The 14,660-nt window shown below is 60.5% G+C and carries 14 protein-coding genes and 1 pseudogene; 6 read left to right on the forward strand and 9 right to left on the reverse strand.

Translation table 11 applies throughout. The features are described from left to right. Nucleotides 1-8 precede the first annotated feature (8 nt). Together tsaE and HR9077_RS01915 are read right to left on the reverse strand one after the other, a co-directional pair. On the reverse strand, nucleotides 9-473 hold the full coding sequence (tsaE, locus tag HR9077_RS01910) for a tRNA (adenosine(37)-N6)-threonylcarbamoyltransferase complex ATPase subunit type 1 TsaE (RefSeq protein WP_136064561.1): 465 nt from the start codon (nucleotides 471-473) through the stop codon (nucleotides 9-11). Next, nucleotides 451-2,010 carry an NAD(P)H-hydrate dehydratase gene (locus HR9077_RS01915; RefSeq protein WP_136064564.1) on the reverse strand — a complete coding sequence of 520 codons (1,560 nt, stop codon included), beginning with the start codon at nucleotides 2,008-2,010 and terminating at the stop codon, nucleotides 451-453. Before HR9077_RS01915 ends, tsaE begins: the two co-directional genes overlap by 23 nt. A gap of 146 nt (nucleotides 2,011-2,156) precedes the next feature. Between HR9077_RS01915 and queG the strand changes: the two genes are divergently transcribed. Beyond that, entirely contained in the window at nucleotides 2,157-3,257 is a 1,101-nt protein-coding gene (gene queG / locus HR9077_RS01920; RefSeq protein WP_136064566.1) for a tRNA epoxyqueuosine(34) reductase QueG, read from the forward strand. 76 nt (nucleotides 3,258-3,333) lie between these two features. On the opposite strand, the gene orn is transcribed toward queG, so the two are convergent. After that, on the reverse strand, nucleotides 3,334-3,918 hold the full coding sequence (gene orn, locus HR9077_RS01925; protein ID WP_136064568.1) for an oligoribonuclease: 585 nt from the start codon (nucleotides 3,916-3,918) through the stop codon (nucleotides 3,334-3,336). Nucleotides 3,919-4,047: 129 nt separating this feature from the next. On the opposite strand from orn, the gene rsgA reads away from it, so the two are divergent. Both rsgA and HR9077_RS01935 read left to right on the forward strand, forming a co-directional pair. After that, entirely contained in the window at nucleotides 4,048-5,061 is a 1,014-nt protein-coding gene (gene rsgA, locus HR9077_RS01930) for a small ribosomal subunit biogenesis GTPase RsgA (protein ID WP_136064570.1), read from the forward strand. A gap of 93 nt (nucleotides 5,062-5,154) precedes the next feature. Next, entirely contained in the window at nucleotides 5,155-5,985 is an 831-nt protein-coding gene (locus tag HR9077_RS01935) for a sulfurtransferase (RefSeq protein ID WP_136064572.1), read from the forward strand. Nucleotides 5,986-5,995: 10 nt separating this feature from the next. Here the strand turns inward: HR9077_RS01935 and HR9077_RS01940 are convergent, their stop codons facing one another. Next, nucleotides 5,996-6,592: a TetR/AcrR family transcriptional regulator gene (locus HR9077_RS01940; protein ID WP_168380871.1), complete on the reverse strand. Its 597-nt coding sequence runs from the start codon at nucleotides 6,590-6,592 to the stop codon at nucleotides 5,996-5,998. A 173-nt stretch (nucleotides 6,593-6,765) separates the two neighbouring features. Between HR9077_RS01940 and HR9077_RS01945 the strand changes: the two genes are divergently transcribed. Further along, nucleotides 6,766-8,025: an FAD-dependent oxidoreductase gene (locus HR9077_RS01945; RefSeq protein WP_136064576.1), complete on the forward strand. Its 1,260-nt coding sequence runs from the start codon at nucleotides 6,766-6,768 to the stop codon at nucleotides 8,023-8,025. Then, nucleotides 8,025-8,486, forward strand: a complete 462-nt coding sequence (locus HR9077_RS01950; RefSeq protein ID WP_136064578.1) for a nucleotide triphosphate diphosphatase NUDT15 — start codon at nucleotides 8,025-8,027, stop codon at nucleotides 8,484-8,486. Before HR9077_RS01945 ends, HR9077_RS01950 begins: the two co-directional genes overlap by 1 nt. A 192-nt stretch (nucleotides 8,487-8,678) precedes the next feature. On the opposite strand, the gene HR9077_RS01955 is transcribed toward HR9077_RS01950, so the two are convergent. The 5 genes and pseudogenes from HR9077_RS01955 to HR9077_RS22375 all read right to left on the reverse strand — a co-directional run bounded on the left by HR9077_RS01955 (nucleotide 8,679) and on the right by HR9077_RS22375 (nucleotide 12,896). Beyond that, entirely contained in the window at nucleotides 8,679-9,914 is a 1,236-nt protein-coding gene (locus tag HR9077_RS01955) for an MFS transporter (protein WP_136064580.1), read from the reverse strand. A 22-nt stretch (nucleotides 9,915-9,936) separates the two neighbouring features. Further along, nucleotides 9,937-10,338: pseudogene (locus HR9077_RS01960) on the reverse strand (isocitrate lyase/phosphoenolpyruvate mutase family protein); the annotation flags it as partial. Nucleotides 10,339-10,366: 28 nt separating this feature from the next. After that, the gene (locus HR9077_RS01965) at nucleotides 10,367-11,017 is read right to left on the reverse strand and encodes a LysE family translocator (protein WP_136064584.1); all 651 of its coding nucleotides are present in this window, start codon (nucleotides 11,015-11,017) and stop codon (nucleotides 10,367-10,369) included. 73 nt (nucleotides 11,018-11,090) lie between these two features. Continuing rightward, nucleotides 11,091-12,314: a hypothetical protein gene (locus HR9077_RS01970; RefSeq protein ID WP_210725832.1), complete on the reverse strand. Its 1,224-nt coding sequence runs from the start codon at nucleotides 12,312-12,314 to the stop codon at nucleotides 11,091-11,093. 24 nt (nucleotides 12,315-12,338) lie between these two features. After that, nucleotides 12,339-12,896 carry an NAD(P)-binding domain-containing protein gene (locus HR9077_RS22375; protein ID WP_210725833.1) on the reverse strand — a complete coding sequence of 186 codons (558 nt, stop codon included), beginning with the start codon at nucleotides 12,894-12,896 and terminating at the stop codon, nucleotides 12,339-12,341. Between the two features lie 862 nt (nucleotides 12,897-13,758). On the opposite strand from HR9077_RS22375, the gene asd reads away from it, so the two are divergent. Then, a complete protein-coding gene (gene asd / locus HR9077_RS01975; RefSeq protein WP_136064586.1) occupies nucleotides 13,759-14,652 on the forward strand; it encodes an archaetidylserine decarboxylase in 894 nt (297 codons plus the stop codon). Nucleotides 14,653-14,660 lie beyond the last annotated feature (8 nt).

A 14,660-nucleotide genomic window follows, 5' to 3' on the forward strand; every position in this document is an offset into this window, starting at 1 on the left:
GTGTATCCTTAGTCGACGGACGGGGCCGATAACCGGTCGATGACGGCCTCGCCATACGCAGTCTCCGCCTTGATATGGGCCTGGCGACCCGGTCCCGAAACGCTCAGGGAAACCACCAGGTCGGGCGTGGGCAGCCAGCCGGCGCCACGGCTCGGCCACTCGATCAGATTGAGCGAATCGGCGTCGAACAGATCGCGCGCGCCGATGAACTCCAGCTCCTCGGGATCGCCGAGCCGATAGAGGTCGAAATGATTGACCCGCAGGCCGGCCAGCCGATAGGGCTCGACCAGCGTATAGGTCGGGCTCTTGACCGCGCCACGATACCCATAGGCATGCAGGATACCGCGCGCCAGGGTGGTCTTGCCGGCCCCCAGCTCGCCCTGCAGATGCACGACACCGCGCCCGGCAAGCGCCCGGCCCAGGGATTCGCCGAACGCCACATGGGCGGCTTCATCGGGTAAGGAGATCTTCATCGTCGCGTCGCGGTCGGCCATTCGCCAAAATTCGCGCATAGCATGCCAGATCGCCCGCCAGCAGGCCACGTTCGCCGTCCACGCTCGCCGCTTCATCGGCGGCACGGGCATGCAGCAGCGTGCCGACCCGCGCCGCGGACTCCAGCGCCAGGCCCTGGGCAACGAGCGCGCCGAGGATCCCCGAAAGCGCGTCGCCCATCCCGCCGCTGGCCATGCCCGGGTTGCCGTAGGGGCACACGCCGATGCCCCGGGGGCCGGCCACCAGGCTCCCCGCGCCCTTGAGCACGTGCGTGCCGCCGCGCCGCGCCTGGAGCGCACGGCTCGCCGCCAGCCGGTCGGCCTGGACCTCGCCGCCGCTCATGCCCAGAAGGCGCGCTGCCTCGCCGGGATGCGGGGTCAACAGCCAGTCGTCGCGACGCAGTTCGGGCCAGCACTCGACCAGCAGATTGAGCCCATCGGCGTCGATCACCAACGGCTTGCCGCTGTCCAGCGCGGCCTGCATCAGCCCCTGCCCCCAGGCATCGCGCCCCAGCCCGGGACCGATCACCACCACGTCCGCCGCCTCGATCATCGACGCGGCGTCACCCACCCCGCGCACCCCGCGGGCCATGACCTCCGGCGTGCGGATCAGGCTCGCCCCGACGTGCTCCGGCGCAGTGGCCAGGCTGACCTTGCCGGCCCCCAGCCGCGCCGCCGCCTGGCTGGCAAGCAGCGCCGCCCCGCCCAGCCCCGGCGCGCCGCCGACGACCAGCACGTGGCCGAAATCGCCCTTGTGACTGGCCCGTGCCCGCGGCGGCAATGCCGTCGCGATCAGGCTCGCATCGAGCAGCTCGGCGACCGGCACGATATCCGCATGCCCGCCACTGTCGACGCCGAGCGGGCGGAGCACCAGCGCGCCGACATGGTCCGCGGCCTGGCCGGTGTGCAGGCCGAACTTGTCGGCGATGAACGTCACGGTCAGCGTGGCGCGCACGGCCACGCCCAGCACCGCGCCGCTGTCGGCGGCCAGCCCCGAGGGGATGTCCAGCGCCAGTACCGGCCGGTCGCTTGCATTGATCGTGTCGATGGCCGTGGCGTAGGGCTCGCGGACCTCGCCGCCCAGTCCGGTTCCCAGCAGGGCATCGACGACCACCTCGCCGGTGAGCGCGGCATCCTCCGCCCATGGCTGCACGGCGAGCCCGGCACCGCGCGCCATCTCGACGCCGCGTGCCGCTTCGCCCTTCAGCGCGGCGGGGTCGCGCAGCGCGACAAGCTGTACCTCGAGGCCGTCACCGGCGGCCAGCGCGGCAAGCACGTAGCCATCGCCGGCGTTGTTGCCCGAGCCACACAGCACGCTCAACCGGCGCGCCTCGGGCCAGTGCGCGCGCAGTTCACGATAGGCGGCCATCGCCGCGCGCTGCATCAGTGCGAAGCCGTCGCCACCCCGCTCCAGGGCAATTGCCCGGGCGTCGATGTCGCGCACCTGGGCGGCCAGATAGAGCGGATACCGGGGTGACGTATCGGCGGAGCTGGGGGAATGGATAGAATGGCTCGACATGCGGTCCCTCCGGGTATGACCATGTACGGGCAATAGTGTAGGCTGCGCGCTTCTCTCCCAGGAATAGCCCTGCCCGGCGATGACAGCCTGACGGGGGTGATCGTTCCTCGCAGTGGCTCGCATTGCCGCCCGACCGACGTGACTCGATGACTTCAGGCGAACACGCACAACCCGACTACCCCGAGCTGGCCGAGCGCATCAAGCAGTGGGGCCGCGAACTGGGCTTCCAGCAGGTCGGCATCACCGACACCGACCTGGGCAATCACGAGCGCTATCTCGAGCGCTGGCTGGCAGCCGGCCACCACGGCGAGATGGACTACATGGCCAAGCACGGCACCCGGCGCACCCGGCCCGCGGAGCTGATTCCCGGCACCCTGCGGGTGATCAGCGTGCGCATGGATTACCTGCCGCCTGAAGTCGAAACCACCAAGGTGCTCGGCCAGCCAAGGCGCGCCTACGTGTCACGCTATGCCCTGGGTCGCGACTATCACAAGCTGATTCGCAAGCGCCTGGCGAACCTCGCCAAGCGCATCGAGGATGCGGTCGGCGCCTATGGCTATCGCGCCTTCGTCGACTCCGCGCCGGTCATGGAGCGCGCCCTGGCCCAGAAGGCCGGGCTCGGCTGGTTCGGCAAGAACTCGATGCTGCTCAACCCCCAGGCCGGCTCGCTGTTCTTCCTCGGCGAACTCTACACCGACCTGCCGCTGCCGGTGGACGCGCCCTTCGAAAGCGAGCACTGCGGCTCCTGCACCGCCTGCCAGACCGCCTGCCCCACCGGCGCGATCGTCGACGACAAGGTGGTCGACGCGCGGCGCTGCATCTCCTACCTGACCATCGAACTGCACGGCAGCATTCCCGAAGAGTACCGCGCGGCGATGGGCAACCGGGTCTACGGCTGCGACGACTGCCAGCTGGTCTGCCCGTTCACGCGCTTCACCCGGGCCAGCGCCGAGGAGGATTTCGCCCCGCGCCACGATCTCGATCGTGCCGAGCTGCTGGCCCTGTTCGCCTGGAGCGAAGAGGAGTTCCTCGACAAGACCCAGGGCAGCGCGATCCGCCGCATCGGCTACGAACGCTGGCTGCGCAACGTCGCCGTGGGGCTGGGCAACGCCCCCTGGAGCCGGGCCGTCGAAGCCGCCCTGCAGGCACGGCTCGCCTACCCCTCCGACCTGGTGCGCGAGCACGTGCGCTGGGCGCTCGATCGGCAGCGGGCCAGGCGCCAGGCACGAATCGCCAGCGACGCATAAGCCGTAAACCGGATGGGTCTGCAACGAGCCGTCCCGGCCAGGTTTTTTCTTACCGCTTAAAGCTTACCGCTTGTAGCTACTCCTCCTCGTCGCGGCGTGGCGGCTCGAGATTGAGGAAGGTCCGCCGGTAGTGGCGCAGCTCGTCGACCGACTCGCGAATGTCGTCGAGGGCCTGGTGGGTATTGCGCTTCTCGAAGCCCTCGAGCGCCGCGGGGTTCCAGCGCTTGGCCAGTTCCTTGAGGGTCGAGACGTCGAGGTTGCGGTAGTGGAAGAACGCCAGCAGCGCGGGCATCTCGCGCTCGAGAAAGCGCCGGTCCTGATGAACGCTGTTGCCGCACACCGGCGATGAATTGGGCGCCACGTACTGCTTGAGAAACTCGAGCGTGCGGCGCTCGGCCTCGGCGGTGTCGACGGTGCTGGCCTTGACCCGCGCGGTCAGCCCCGACTCGCCATGGGTCTTGGTGTTCCACTCGTCCATCGCGCCCAGCAACTCGTCCGACTGCTTGACCGCCAGCACCGGCCCTTCGGCCACCGGGTTGAGCTCGCCATCGGTGATCAGCGTGGCCACCTCGATGATGCGCTCCTTGTTCGGGTCCAGGCCGGTCATCTCGAGGTCGATCCAGACCAGCAGATCGTTGCGGGGGGCGGCTTGCGCGGGCATCGAATAGTCCTCTCTCTAGGCTGGCTAGCCTGACCCGACAGGCTGCGCACGCCCCCGGCTAACAGGGGGTCGGACAGCCGCGGCCAGGCTGGTTACAATGAGGGCCATTGTACGCCCAGCCGAGGTCGCATGAGCAAACGCAAGTTGTCGCGCCAGCAGCGCTGGCGCATCGAGAAGATCCAGGCCGAGCGTCAGGCGCGCGCCACCAGGCACGACGTCCACGAGAGCGACGCGCTGGAGGCCGGCGAATATGGCGTCGAGAAGCCCGGCCGGGTGATCGCCCACTTCGGCCGCAGCCTGGATGTCGGCGGCGTCGACGACGATGCCCTGCACCGCTGCCACCTGCGCGCCAATCTCGACAGCCTGGTCACCGGCGATCGCGTGGTGTGGCGCGAGGCGAGCGACGGCAGCGGCGTGGTGGTCGCCCGCGACGCCCGCGACAACGTCCTCGAGCGCCCCGATCCGCGCGGCCAGCTCAAGCCGGTGGCCGCCAACATCGACCAGATCCTGATCGTCTTCGCCGTCGAACCGGCGCCCTTCGCCAACCTCATCGACCGTTACCTGGTGGCCGCCGAGGCCACCGGCATCGAACCGGTACTGGTGCTCAACAAGACCGACCTGCTGCCCGCCGATGGCGGCGAGCAGGGGCGCCTGCTGGCACGCTACGAAGCACTGGGCTACGCGGTGATCGAGGCCAGCACGCGCCGTGACGGCGGGCTGGGCGCACTGCACGAACGACTCACCGGGCGCACCTCGGTGTTCGTCGGCCAGAGCGGGGTCGGCAAGTCCTCATTGATCGACGAACTGCTGCCGGATGCCGCGCTGCGCATCGGCGCGCTCTCCGAGGACTCCCGCAAGGGCACGCATACCACCACCACCGCGCGCCTCTACCGCCTGCCGGCGGGGGGCGAGCTGATCGATTCGCCGGGGATCCGCGAATTCGGCCTGAGCCACCTGGACGAACAGCAGATCACCGACGGCTTCATCGAGTTTCGCGACTACCTCGGCCGCTGCCGTTTCCGCGACTGCCGACACCGTCAGGAGCCGGGCTGCGCGCTGCGCGACGCCGTCGAACGCGGAGCGATCAGCGCCGAACGCTTCGCCAGCTATCGGCGCATCCTCGATGGCCTGGCACCCGGCTGAGCCGGTGATCGCCCCGGGTCGCCCACGAGGCGCCGGCTGTGCCATGATCGCAGCAACCCGACCGGACATGTCTTCTCGCAGGAGGAAACCCCGATGAGTTCCGAAGCGAATCTGCTGCCACTGATCGTCGAGCCCGAACAGCTCGCCGAGCACCTCGAATCGCCCCAGCTGCTGATCGTCGACGTGCCGCTCAAGGCCGACAGCTACAGTGAAGGCCACGTCCCCGGCGCGGTCTTCCTCGACTACAACCGGTTGATGGCTGGCAGCGGCGAGGTGCCCAACGAGGTCCCCGACGAGGCGGCGCTATCCAAGCTGTTTTCCTCGCTGGGCCTGACCCGCGACACCCATGTGGTGGCCTACGACGACGAGGGCGGCGGCTGGGCCGGGCGCCTGCTGTGGACGCTGGAGCTGATCGGCCACACCCGCTACTCCTACCTCAACGGCGGCATCCACGCCTGGCGCGCCGCCGGTCTGCCCCAGTCTCGGCAGCCACGCCAGCCGCAGCCCAGCAACTATCAGGCGGAGATTCTCAACCCGGCGGTGATGATCGACCGCGAGGAGCTCCTCGAGCGCCTCGACGACAAGCAGTTGGCGGTGTGGGACGCCCGCTCGCCGGAGGAGTACCGCGGCGAGAAGGGCCAGAACAAGCATCTCGGCCACATCCCGCGGGCGGTCAACATGGAGTGGACCGAGGCGATGGATCGTCAGCGCGGCCTGCGTATCCGCGACTATGCCGAGCTGATCACCGAGCTCGACGCGCTGGGGCTGACGCCGGACATGGAGATCGTCACCCACTGCCAGAGCCACCATCGCAGCGGCTTCACCTGGCTGGTCGGCAGGGCGCTGGGCTTCGAGCACATGCGCGGCTACCCCGGCTCCTGGAAGGAGTGGGGCAACCGCGACGACACGCCTATCGAGAAGTAGTGAACGGGCGTCATGCCCGGGCGGTGAGGTAGGGGCTCAGCACCCGATCCACCAGCGTGGCGACGAAGCACTGATCGATGTCGCTGAACGACACCGTCAAGTGGTAGTAGACCGCCCCGTAGATCAGGTCCAGGGCCAGCCCTGGGTCGACTTCCGGCCGTAGCTCACCTCGTGCGACGGCCGCCTCGATGGCCTCGTGGCCCAGTTGGCGCCTGGGCGCGATCCAGCGTTCCACGAACGCCTCGCTCAGGTCGGGGTCGGCCTGGGCGGCCCCCAGCAACTCCCGCAGCAGCTGCCCGCGCGGCCCTTTCAGGGCCTCCACCAATGCCCCGACGCTCTGGCAGAAGCTCTCGATGATGGGCAACTGCGCGTCATAGGCGATCATCGGCCCCACCTCGTCGAAGAAGGCATCCATGACGATCGCCGGGGCATTCGGCCAGCGCCGGTAGAGGGTCGACTTGGCCACCCCCGACACGGCGGAGACGCGCTCGACGGTGGCATGCGGAAGGCCCCCTTCGAGCGCCAGGTCCAACGCGGCCCGCATGGCCTTCGGGGCCGCCGAGGCGCTGCGCGGCCGCCCCGGTCGTGGAGAGGAAACTGAAGACATTGATGACATCCTTGCCGAAAGCCACTCGAGAGGATTAGGATATTTCCTGATACGAAACGGCTCGTATCGACGCTATTGTCAGCGGCTCAACGATACCACGACACGCTTTGCAGCGGCCATTACACGCCTTTTCGGGGCTCATGACCTCCATCAGCTAGCCGAGAGCGCCCATCATGCAGCGCTACGATGTCGCCATCATCGGCGCCGGCCCCGCGGGCTTGGCCGCCGCGCAAAGACTCTCTCGCCGGGGGCATCGGGTCATCCTCATCGACCAGGGCCACGCTATCGCCGAGCGGGACAAGACCGCGCAAGCCGAACTGACCCAGGGCCATGGTGGCGCCGGACTGTATTCGGACGGCAAGTTCTCGTTCTTCCCTTCCGCGACGCACCTGTGGCGCCTGCCCAGGCGTGAAGCGCTGCATGACGCCTATATCTGGACCTGTGACCTGCTCAACGCCCATGGCCTGGATACCCCGCCCTTCCCCGCCGATGCCAATGCCTATACCCCGGGTGTCGGCGACTGGACGCTCAAGGGCTACCCTTCCGACTATCTTTCACTCCAAGCGCGTCTGGAGCTGGTGTTCGGTCTGGTGAGCGGGCTCGAGGCCGACATCGCCTCTCGGACTCGCCTGACGAGTAATCGCTATGACGCGTCGACGAAACGACACCATCTAGGGCTGCAAGACACTCGGCGGCATTACGAAATCGCCACCGGTACGCTGATCTGGGCGACCGGCCGTTTCGGCGCACTCGACATCGACGCTGACATCAAAAAAACCTTCCGCCGACTGGAGGTCGGGTTTCGCATCGAACAACCCAGCGAACTGGCGTTCTTTCAGCCTCTGGCCAACCTGGATCCCAAGCTGACACTGCGTACCGCGTCCGACGCCATCGAATGGCGAACCTTCTGTGCCTGCCGCAACGGCCGGACCGTTCTCACCCAGACCCAGGGGTTATGGACGGTCTCCGGGCATTCCGATGGCCCGCCCTCGCAACGATCCAACGTCGGCTTCAACACGCGCATCCTCGATGAAGCCCTGGCAAAACGAACCATCGAAACAATCACCACCGCACTGCGCGAACCCGGCGCCTATTACGAGATCCCGCTCAAGGCGTGGCTCGAAGGGCAAGAAGGCGCCACCTCGACGATGGACGCCATTTACGGCAAGGAGGTGGCCCAGGCCATGCTCCAGGGCTTGCGGCAACTCATTCACAGCTTCCCGGCCATCGAGCATGACGAGACGAGGCTGATCGGCCCGACCCTGGAAGGGATCGGCTGGTACCCGAAAGTCGATGGCGAACTGCGCATCCCCGATCGCCCCACCTGGGTCGTCGGCGACGCCTGTGGCCTGTTCCGTGGTATCGTGGCGGCCTTCATCAGTGGCCACTACGCAGCCAGTTCCGTACTGGAAGCACTCGAGGAGCATGCCTGATGGCTCAGTCCACGTCGTCCAGCGTCGGTGTCGGCGTCATCGTCACCCGCGCCGATGGCAATCTCCTGCTCGGCTACCGGATCAAGGCCGGTGAAACACCCAGTTGGTGCTTGCCGGGCGGCCACGTCGAACCCGGCGAGACATTCGAGACCGCCGCCCTGCGCGAGCTACGCGAAGAAACCGGCATTGTCACGCAACGACCGGTCGCCATCTTCGCGATACTGCAACAACTGACCGCTCGCCGCACGGCGATCACCGGCGCGGCGCAGGTTTCTCTCGATGACAACCTCGCCGAACCGCAAGTGACCGAACCGGATGTCTTTGCCCAGTGGGCGTGGTTTCCGCCCTCAGACCTTCCCACTCCCCTGTTTCCGGCAAGCGAAGCAATGGTCAGCCTATGGCAGGGCGCTCCCTGTCCCGAGGGATGGCGCGCTTATAGCGCGCCCATAAACTCGGAGTAGTCTTCTAGCAGCTCCCGTCAGTCCAGTATCTTGCACGGCCCCGCTTGTACCCCACTTCAGACGATCTTCGCTTCAGGAGGGCGTATTTGAATGCCGCGAAACACGAGAAGAGTCACTTCGAAGATCTGTGGTGATATCCTTCTGAGATGCACGGATATCACTCAGCCATTAGGAGAACAGAATGAGCGACGACTATCCGGGCGCTCCTCCATCGCGTCCTTCCCGTGCCAGGTGGCCCCTTTCAGCTTCACTGCCTCTAATTTTGTGCAGTGAAAGCATAAACAGCACTGCAACTAATATACCTGCAACAAGACATGCGCCCCACACCACACCTCCCCCAAAGGCATGGAATATCGCCAATCCAACAGGCGCACCAAGGGCCAACCCAAGGCTCCACACAAAATAGAAGGCGCCCTGGTAGGTGCCATTCTCACCTTCGGGCGAAATCTTGAGGAGGAATGATGACACCTGGGGAATAAGGAGTATCTCACCTGCCGTCCATACGGTTAGCGATAATGCAAACGACACGCTAGTGGTTGAGACGGCATTGAGTCCAAATCCACATCCCAGCAGCAAGGCGGCTAAAGCGAAACAATATTTCTCATCCACATTCTGAAAGAGGGACGTCACCAGCGGCTGGAAGACGATGATAAGGACCCCATTCAGTGACAGCACAACGCCAAATGCGGTGGGAGATATTCCCTTCTCGGTCATATCCAAGGGTAAGGTCGATTGCTTCTGCAAGTAGATCAGTGACAGCACAAGAACGAGTGATAGAAAGGCCAATACCTTTGGGTTAAGAAAGGGAGAAAAGGTTTTTAGGACTACCTGACCATATGATGACCTCTTCTCAGCCACTGAATCATTTCGAGGAAGGCGCGTTGAAATAAGAAGATAGAGAAAAGCAGTGCAGGAATTAAACAGAAGAAGAAACCCTGGTGATAATTCCACAAGCATGCCACTAATGATGAAAGAAAATGCAGAACCGATATTGGAAGCCCAGTAAACGATGCCAAAGGCTCTAATGTGCTTCGTTGACGGGAGCTCGTTGGAGATAACCACCCCGGCAGCTGGCCGGGAAAAGCTCGAAGCACATCCTAAAAAGAATATGATAGGTACAAGGGAAACTACATCGCTACTCAGGAAAAGCCCAATGCAGGATAGCAATGTTATCACTTGCGCTGATGCGATGGCCCCTCTTGGCCCAAAGCGATCAGAGACAACACCGCCTACCAATGCACCAAATGTTGCCCCTGCTCCCCACGTTCCAATGAGCAGTCCAACAACAGTAGTGTCTGCATCTTTCTGTAGCTGTAGATAGAGAGTAAGGAATGCAGGAACAAGCGTGCCCAGCCGATTGAGCAAGGTACCTATAAAAAGCCACCATATACAAATTGGGAGCTTGTTATCCTGCGCCGTCGCTTGCAATAGTGGCTCCTGGACTTAGCCCTCAGGACTTATCAAGTTGCTTCCATTCCTTTAAATGCTGGAGCTCGAAAATTCGCTGCACAGGTACAATATCATCTTCAATTCCAGTCGTCTTACCCGCTTCCAAAATGCGGCCATATATTTCACTTAGCGCGGACACAGTGGCTCTCAACCCTTGGTTTGCATAGATGACAGTCGCAATGCCTAACCTGGCCATATCGTCGACATGCCAATCAGGATAGGTTGTTGGAACGATAATCACCGGCGCCCTCCCCTCCCATCGTTCAATAAAATCAGTGATTTCCTGATTGGTAGTTTGCTTGGAGTGGACTAACACGGCATCTGCACCAGCCTCCACATAATCATTACAACGTTCTAATGCAACGTCAAGACCCAAGCCATTGATGAAAGCCTCTGGCCGCGCGACGGCAAAAAAAGATCATGTTGTGTATTCATGAGAACAGAGGAGTCAGTGACTCCCAGACCAGGATGATCGCCATAACAATAATGAGCCCCCCTCCGATCCTGTTGATCGCCCGCATATTCATCCTTTTCATGATCACATTTCGGCTGAGGGTATGTGCTGTCATGACCCAAACCAAATCGATCATGATACCCAATAGAATAGGTATGGACGAATAAAGAAGCAGCACAGAAGCGGGGCTTCTTGCCCCTCCTGCCAAGAAACTTGGAACCACGACGCCGAACATAATCAAGGCCTTGGGATTTGTAAGACCTACTATGATCCCGGAGACAAGGGAACGGGGGTTAGCGGCTTGATCAGTGCCTTCCGCCTTATTAGGTGGATCCCGCATGCGGAGGTATTGTAGACCAATCATGATAAGAATCAGTGCGCCAATCAGGCGAATCACCAAGAGTGTGTAGTCACTCCGAGTGATTAGTTCGCCAATTCCCAATGATAAGATGATCGCAATCAACGACATCCCCAAGGCATTGCCGAGCACACTACGTGCAGCGTGCCATCGTCCCGCTGCAACAACCTGCCCAATAAAGAACATGACGCTAGGGCCGGGAACTGCGATGAGTATCGCACTGGTAATAATTAACCCCGACATGCCACTCAAGAAGTTGTGACTATCCATAACTTGCAGCCATTAATGCCCCAAATCTAAGCAGCAGAACAAAGAGTATTTATCATTATACAAGAGTGTGTTTTCACTTTGTCTTAAGCAATGAAAGTGACGGCTGGACAGCCAGTGCCATCTCCACTTCGGAATTATCCATAATAGGGTAGCATTCATCGACAAACTCTTCATATACTGGCAGCACACACCGTCTTTCAGAGAGTCCCAGAGCAGAAGCACAAGCATTGAAAGCTACGTTTTTATACTGATCGACATTAGTTTCTTCGTCAACATAATCGTCATAATCCCACCTTCCAACAAGGCTTTCCTGCATATGAAACTGGCCCACCTCCTGCTCATCATGATACACATGAAATACTGGATGAATATAGGCACTTTTTGAGGTGTCAAAATGATCAGCCGGCAAGGTAAAATAATGAGTCGGCAAATCACCCTCGCCATACTGATGGAAACCGTACTCGAAGATGACCTCAACACGCGCTGAAATTCCGCCCCAACGCTCGTTGTTGTACTGCCGTGGAAATGATGGCCAAACACTTGCCTTAGCTGCCCCCCCATCTTCAAGGTTCTCGAAAGTAATCATACTACCGAAGTATTCGAAAAGCTCAAATAAAGGCATAGACTTGCTAACTAATTCCACAAGATAGACACTAACCTTTTCCAAACCATCCCCAGGATGATTCATATTTATTTCGCATTCAAAAAGAGGAGATATCGGCTTACCGGAAGCTTTTTCCGAAATCAACTCCCCCAAAGCGAGGATATTGCAACGAAAGCCATGCACAAACCCCGAGGCAGCATCCGGATCATTCACACGCGTGGGAGCACCGATAAAATAAAGCTCTGGAACATTAACCGACTCCCATGTTGAATTTAACAAACAATACTTCCCTTGGTCATCACAAACAGGATTCACGGCCTCCATATCAAATACATTCGACATGGTATAATTAAACCCACAACACACGATGACCTCATCGACAATGCCCGTGCGCCTCATCCACCTAGGCGGATTCCAGTGCGGACATGGAGTTTCATACCTTACCTTCAACCTCCCCAAATTTGGACCACTTTCGATTCTGTTTATTTCAACGACACGATCGCTTACTATATTATTGTTTGCCTTTAGTTGCATGAGGTCAAACACATCCGCAACCTGAGAGCGTATATCGTGAACATTATGGCTTTGTCTTGCAAAAGATGGTAACGAACGCGTGACCACACGTGTTTCAGCAGTGATATCGATAAGAAAATGCGCAATCTCGAACGCAGAATTCCCTCTTCCCAGAATCATTACAGTCTTATTTCTATATTTTTTTTACGCTGTAGCAGGATCAAAATCCTCATACATTTTACAAGTATTAGCGTTAAGGCCCTTGATATCAGGCATAACAGAATCAGTCTTCCCTGTTCCACAAAAAACACGGTCCGCAGTACAGATTTCAGATTTATTTATCTCGACAACAAAAACACCATCTTTTTTTGAAACCCTAGTGACACGTGCATTTTGTCTAATGCAGGGTAAGAGCCCCGTAGCCCTTGCCACATATTGCAGATATTTTTTATACAGCTTGGCTGAAGGCCAATGATCTGAGGTCCAATTCGTAAACAAAAGCCTTGGATCATTTTCAACATCTTCTTCACTAATGCTACTTAAGGTATGCCAATCATAACGCATACGATAGCTATGACTATTACCCGGCACGTATTTCTTATTTAGAGATATTAGCTGGCCGCAGACAGGTATTTTATCCCATTGACCACCTACAGCCTCCCGCCCTTCAAGTATAAAAAAATTCAAGCCCCGCTTATAAAGTTCCAAGCCAAGATTCAACCCCGCCGGACCACCACCAATAATCAAATTACTATAATGCATAACACCTTCTCCAAATCAACAAGATACCTCAACTATTTAATAGCGCCTCGCAAAGATCGAAACGCTTCTGATTTTTCCTGGAAATTGACAAAGCTAACGACATTTTGCTAACCACGCTTTCTCTAAGGCGCGGCAAGCCTTGGCCAAGTCTCTTGTATGTTTCGTCATCAACAAGGGAAGGCCATGCGGGTCGGGGGGGGCAACCTGTTTTGATGATCTGCGAACTTATAACTCCGACGCTGACAGGTAGTGCGCTCCACCAGCGTACCGTCGGCGAAGCGATTATTGGCGCCCATGATGAGATCTGATCTTGCCCAGCAAAGCTGGGAGTCATGGCAACTCCATACTTGATGTGGCACGTGTTGCTCTTGGTCATTGAGACCGCCTACCTCAGGCCACGCTACCGCCAAGCGATGCACCAGCGCTCAATCCAGGCCTTACCGGTGCCGCTTCACCTTCACCAATCAAAAGACTACTGCATCGCTTATGAAACGCATCGATTCGTTTCAATAACCATAGTACCTGAACGCTTCCCAGATCAACCCTGAATCTCCACGCCCCGCAATGATTTATACAAGCTTTTGAATTTAAAATATTTTTATGGAAAGCACGCTAGCGCAATGCTGTCAGGCGGACTGACAGGTAGCACCCGCCAAGGGGCGGTTACAATCATCGGTAAGATCACAGTGGGTCGTCTGGGCAGGCAGTGAGACCCAAGGTCGAGCGCCCTAGGCAGCGAGGCCTTTTGCTGAGGGGACTTGCATGGCCCGGCTTATGTCAGCTCGCCGTGTCCACTCTATTGCACCGCCCCGCCGCGGCGACTAAGGTGGCGGGCTCTCTTCGTTGCCGTGGGTACCGAGCCGTGGATCGCGCCGAACTGTTTTCCCTCATCCAGTATCCCCTGCCCCATCATCTGATTTCACGGCTGGTGGGCCAGCTTGCCGAGTGTCGTTCGCCGTGGCTAAAGGATCTGTTGATCGAGCGTTTCATTCGCACCTTCGATGTCGACATGAGCCAGGCCCGGGAGCCCGATCCACGCGCCTACCCCTGCTTCAACGACTTCTTCACCCGCGCGCTGAAGCCCGACGCCCGGCCGATCGGTGAAGGCCTTGTTTCCCCGGCCGACGGCGTGCTGTCGCAGTCCGGGCGTATCGAGCACGGCACGCTGATCCAGGCCAAGGGCCAGACCTACTCGCTGAGATCACTGCTCGGCGGCGATGCCGACGCGGCCGCGCCGTTCAGCCAGGGCAGCTTCGCCACGGTCTACCTTTCACCGCGCGACTATCATCGCGTGCACATGCCGCTCGACGGCACCCTGCGCTCGATGACCTACGTGCCGGGGCGGCTGTTCTCGGTCAACCTGGCCACGGCGGCCCACGTGCCCGACCTGTTCGCGCGCAACGAACGGCTGGTGTGCCATTTCGACACGCCCCACGGGCCGCTGGCGATGGTACTGGTGGGGGCGATGATCGTCGCGGCAATCGAGACGGTCTGGTCGGGCCAGGTCACCCCGCTGTCGGGGAACGTCGAGACCACCCGCTTCGACACGCCGGTCCGGCTCGCCAAGGGCGAGGAGATGGGTCGCTTCAAGCTCGGCTCGACGGTCATCCTGTGCAGTGCCTCGCCGATCGCCTTCCGCCAGGACTTGAGCGCCGACGCCACCATGGTGAGCATGGGCGAGAGCCTGGGCACCGCGCCGGGGGCCGTGGCGGATCGCGACGACGACGAGGCGATCCCCGGCACCTACACGACGTAGCGCGCCGC

Source organism: Modicisalibacter radicis, assembly GCF_900961225.1.
In the GTDB taxonomy this organism is placed as follows: domain Bacteria; phylum Pseudomonadota; class Gammaproteobacteria; order Pseudomonadales; family Halomonadaceae; genus Modicisalibacter.

What these genes read in the sequence shown, in the direction of transcription:
- HR9077_RS01915 (WP_136064564.1), bottom strand. Translation starts at nt 2,010, where the DNA reads ATGTCGAGCCATTCTATCCATTCCCCCAGCTCCGCCGATACGTCACCC.
- HR9077_RS01935 (WP_136064572.1), top strand. Translation starts at nt 5,155, where the DNA reads ATGAGTTCCGAAGCGAATCTGCTGCCACTGATCGTCGAGCCCGAACAG.
- queG (WP_136064566.1), top strand. Translation starts at nt 2,157, where the DNA reads ATGACTTCAGGCGAACACGCACAACCCGACTACCCCGAGCTGGCCGAG.
- rsgA (WP_136064570.1), top strand. Translation starts at nt 4,048, where the DNA reads ATGAGCAAACGCAAGTTGTCGCGCCAGCAGCGCTGGCGCATCGAGAAG.
- HR9077_RS01950 (WP_136064578.1), top strand. Translation starts at nt 8,025, where the DNA reads ATGGCTCAGTCCACGTCGTCCAGCGTCGGTGTCGGCGTCATCGTCACC.
- orn (WP_136064568.1), bottom strand. Translation starts at nt 3,918, where the DNA reads ATGCCCGCGCAAGCCGCCCCCCGCAACGATCTGCTGGTCTGGATCGAC.
- HR9077_RS01965 (WP_136064584.1), bottom strand. Translation starts at nt 11,017, where the DNA reads ATGGATAGTCACAACTTCTTGAGTGGCATGTCGGGGTTAATTATTACC.
- tsaE (WP_136064561.1), bottom strand. Translation starts at nt 473, where the DNA reads ATGAAGATCTCCTTACCCGATGAAGCCGCCCATGTGGCGTTCGGCGAA.
- HR9077_RS01940 (WP_168380871.1), bottom strand. Translation starts at nt 6,592, where the DNA reads ATGTCTTCAGTTTCCTCTCCACGACCGGGGCGGCCGCGCAGCGCCTCG.
- HR9077_RS01945 (WP_136064576.1), top strand. Translation starts at nt 6,766, where the DNA reads ATGCAGCGCTACGATGTCGCCATCATCGGCGCCGGCCCCGCGGGCTTG.
- HR9077_RS01970 (WP_210725832.1), bottom strand. Translation starts at nt 12,314, where the DNA reads ATGATTCTGGGAAGAGGGAATTCTGCGTTCGAGATTGCGCATTTTCTT.
- HR9077_RS22375 (WP_210725833.1), bottom strand. Translation starts at nt 12,896, where the DNA reads ATGCATTATAGTAATTTGATTATTGGTGGTGGTCCGGCGGGGTTGAAT.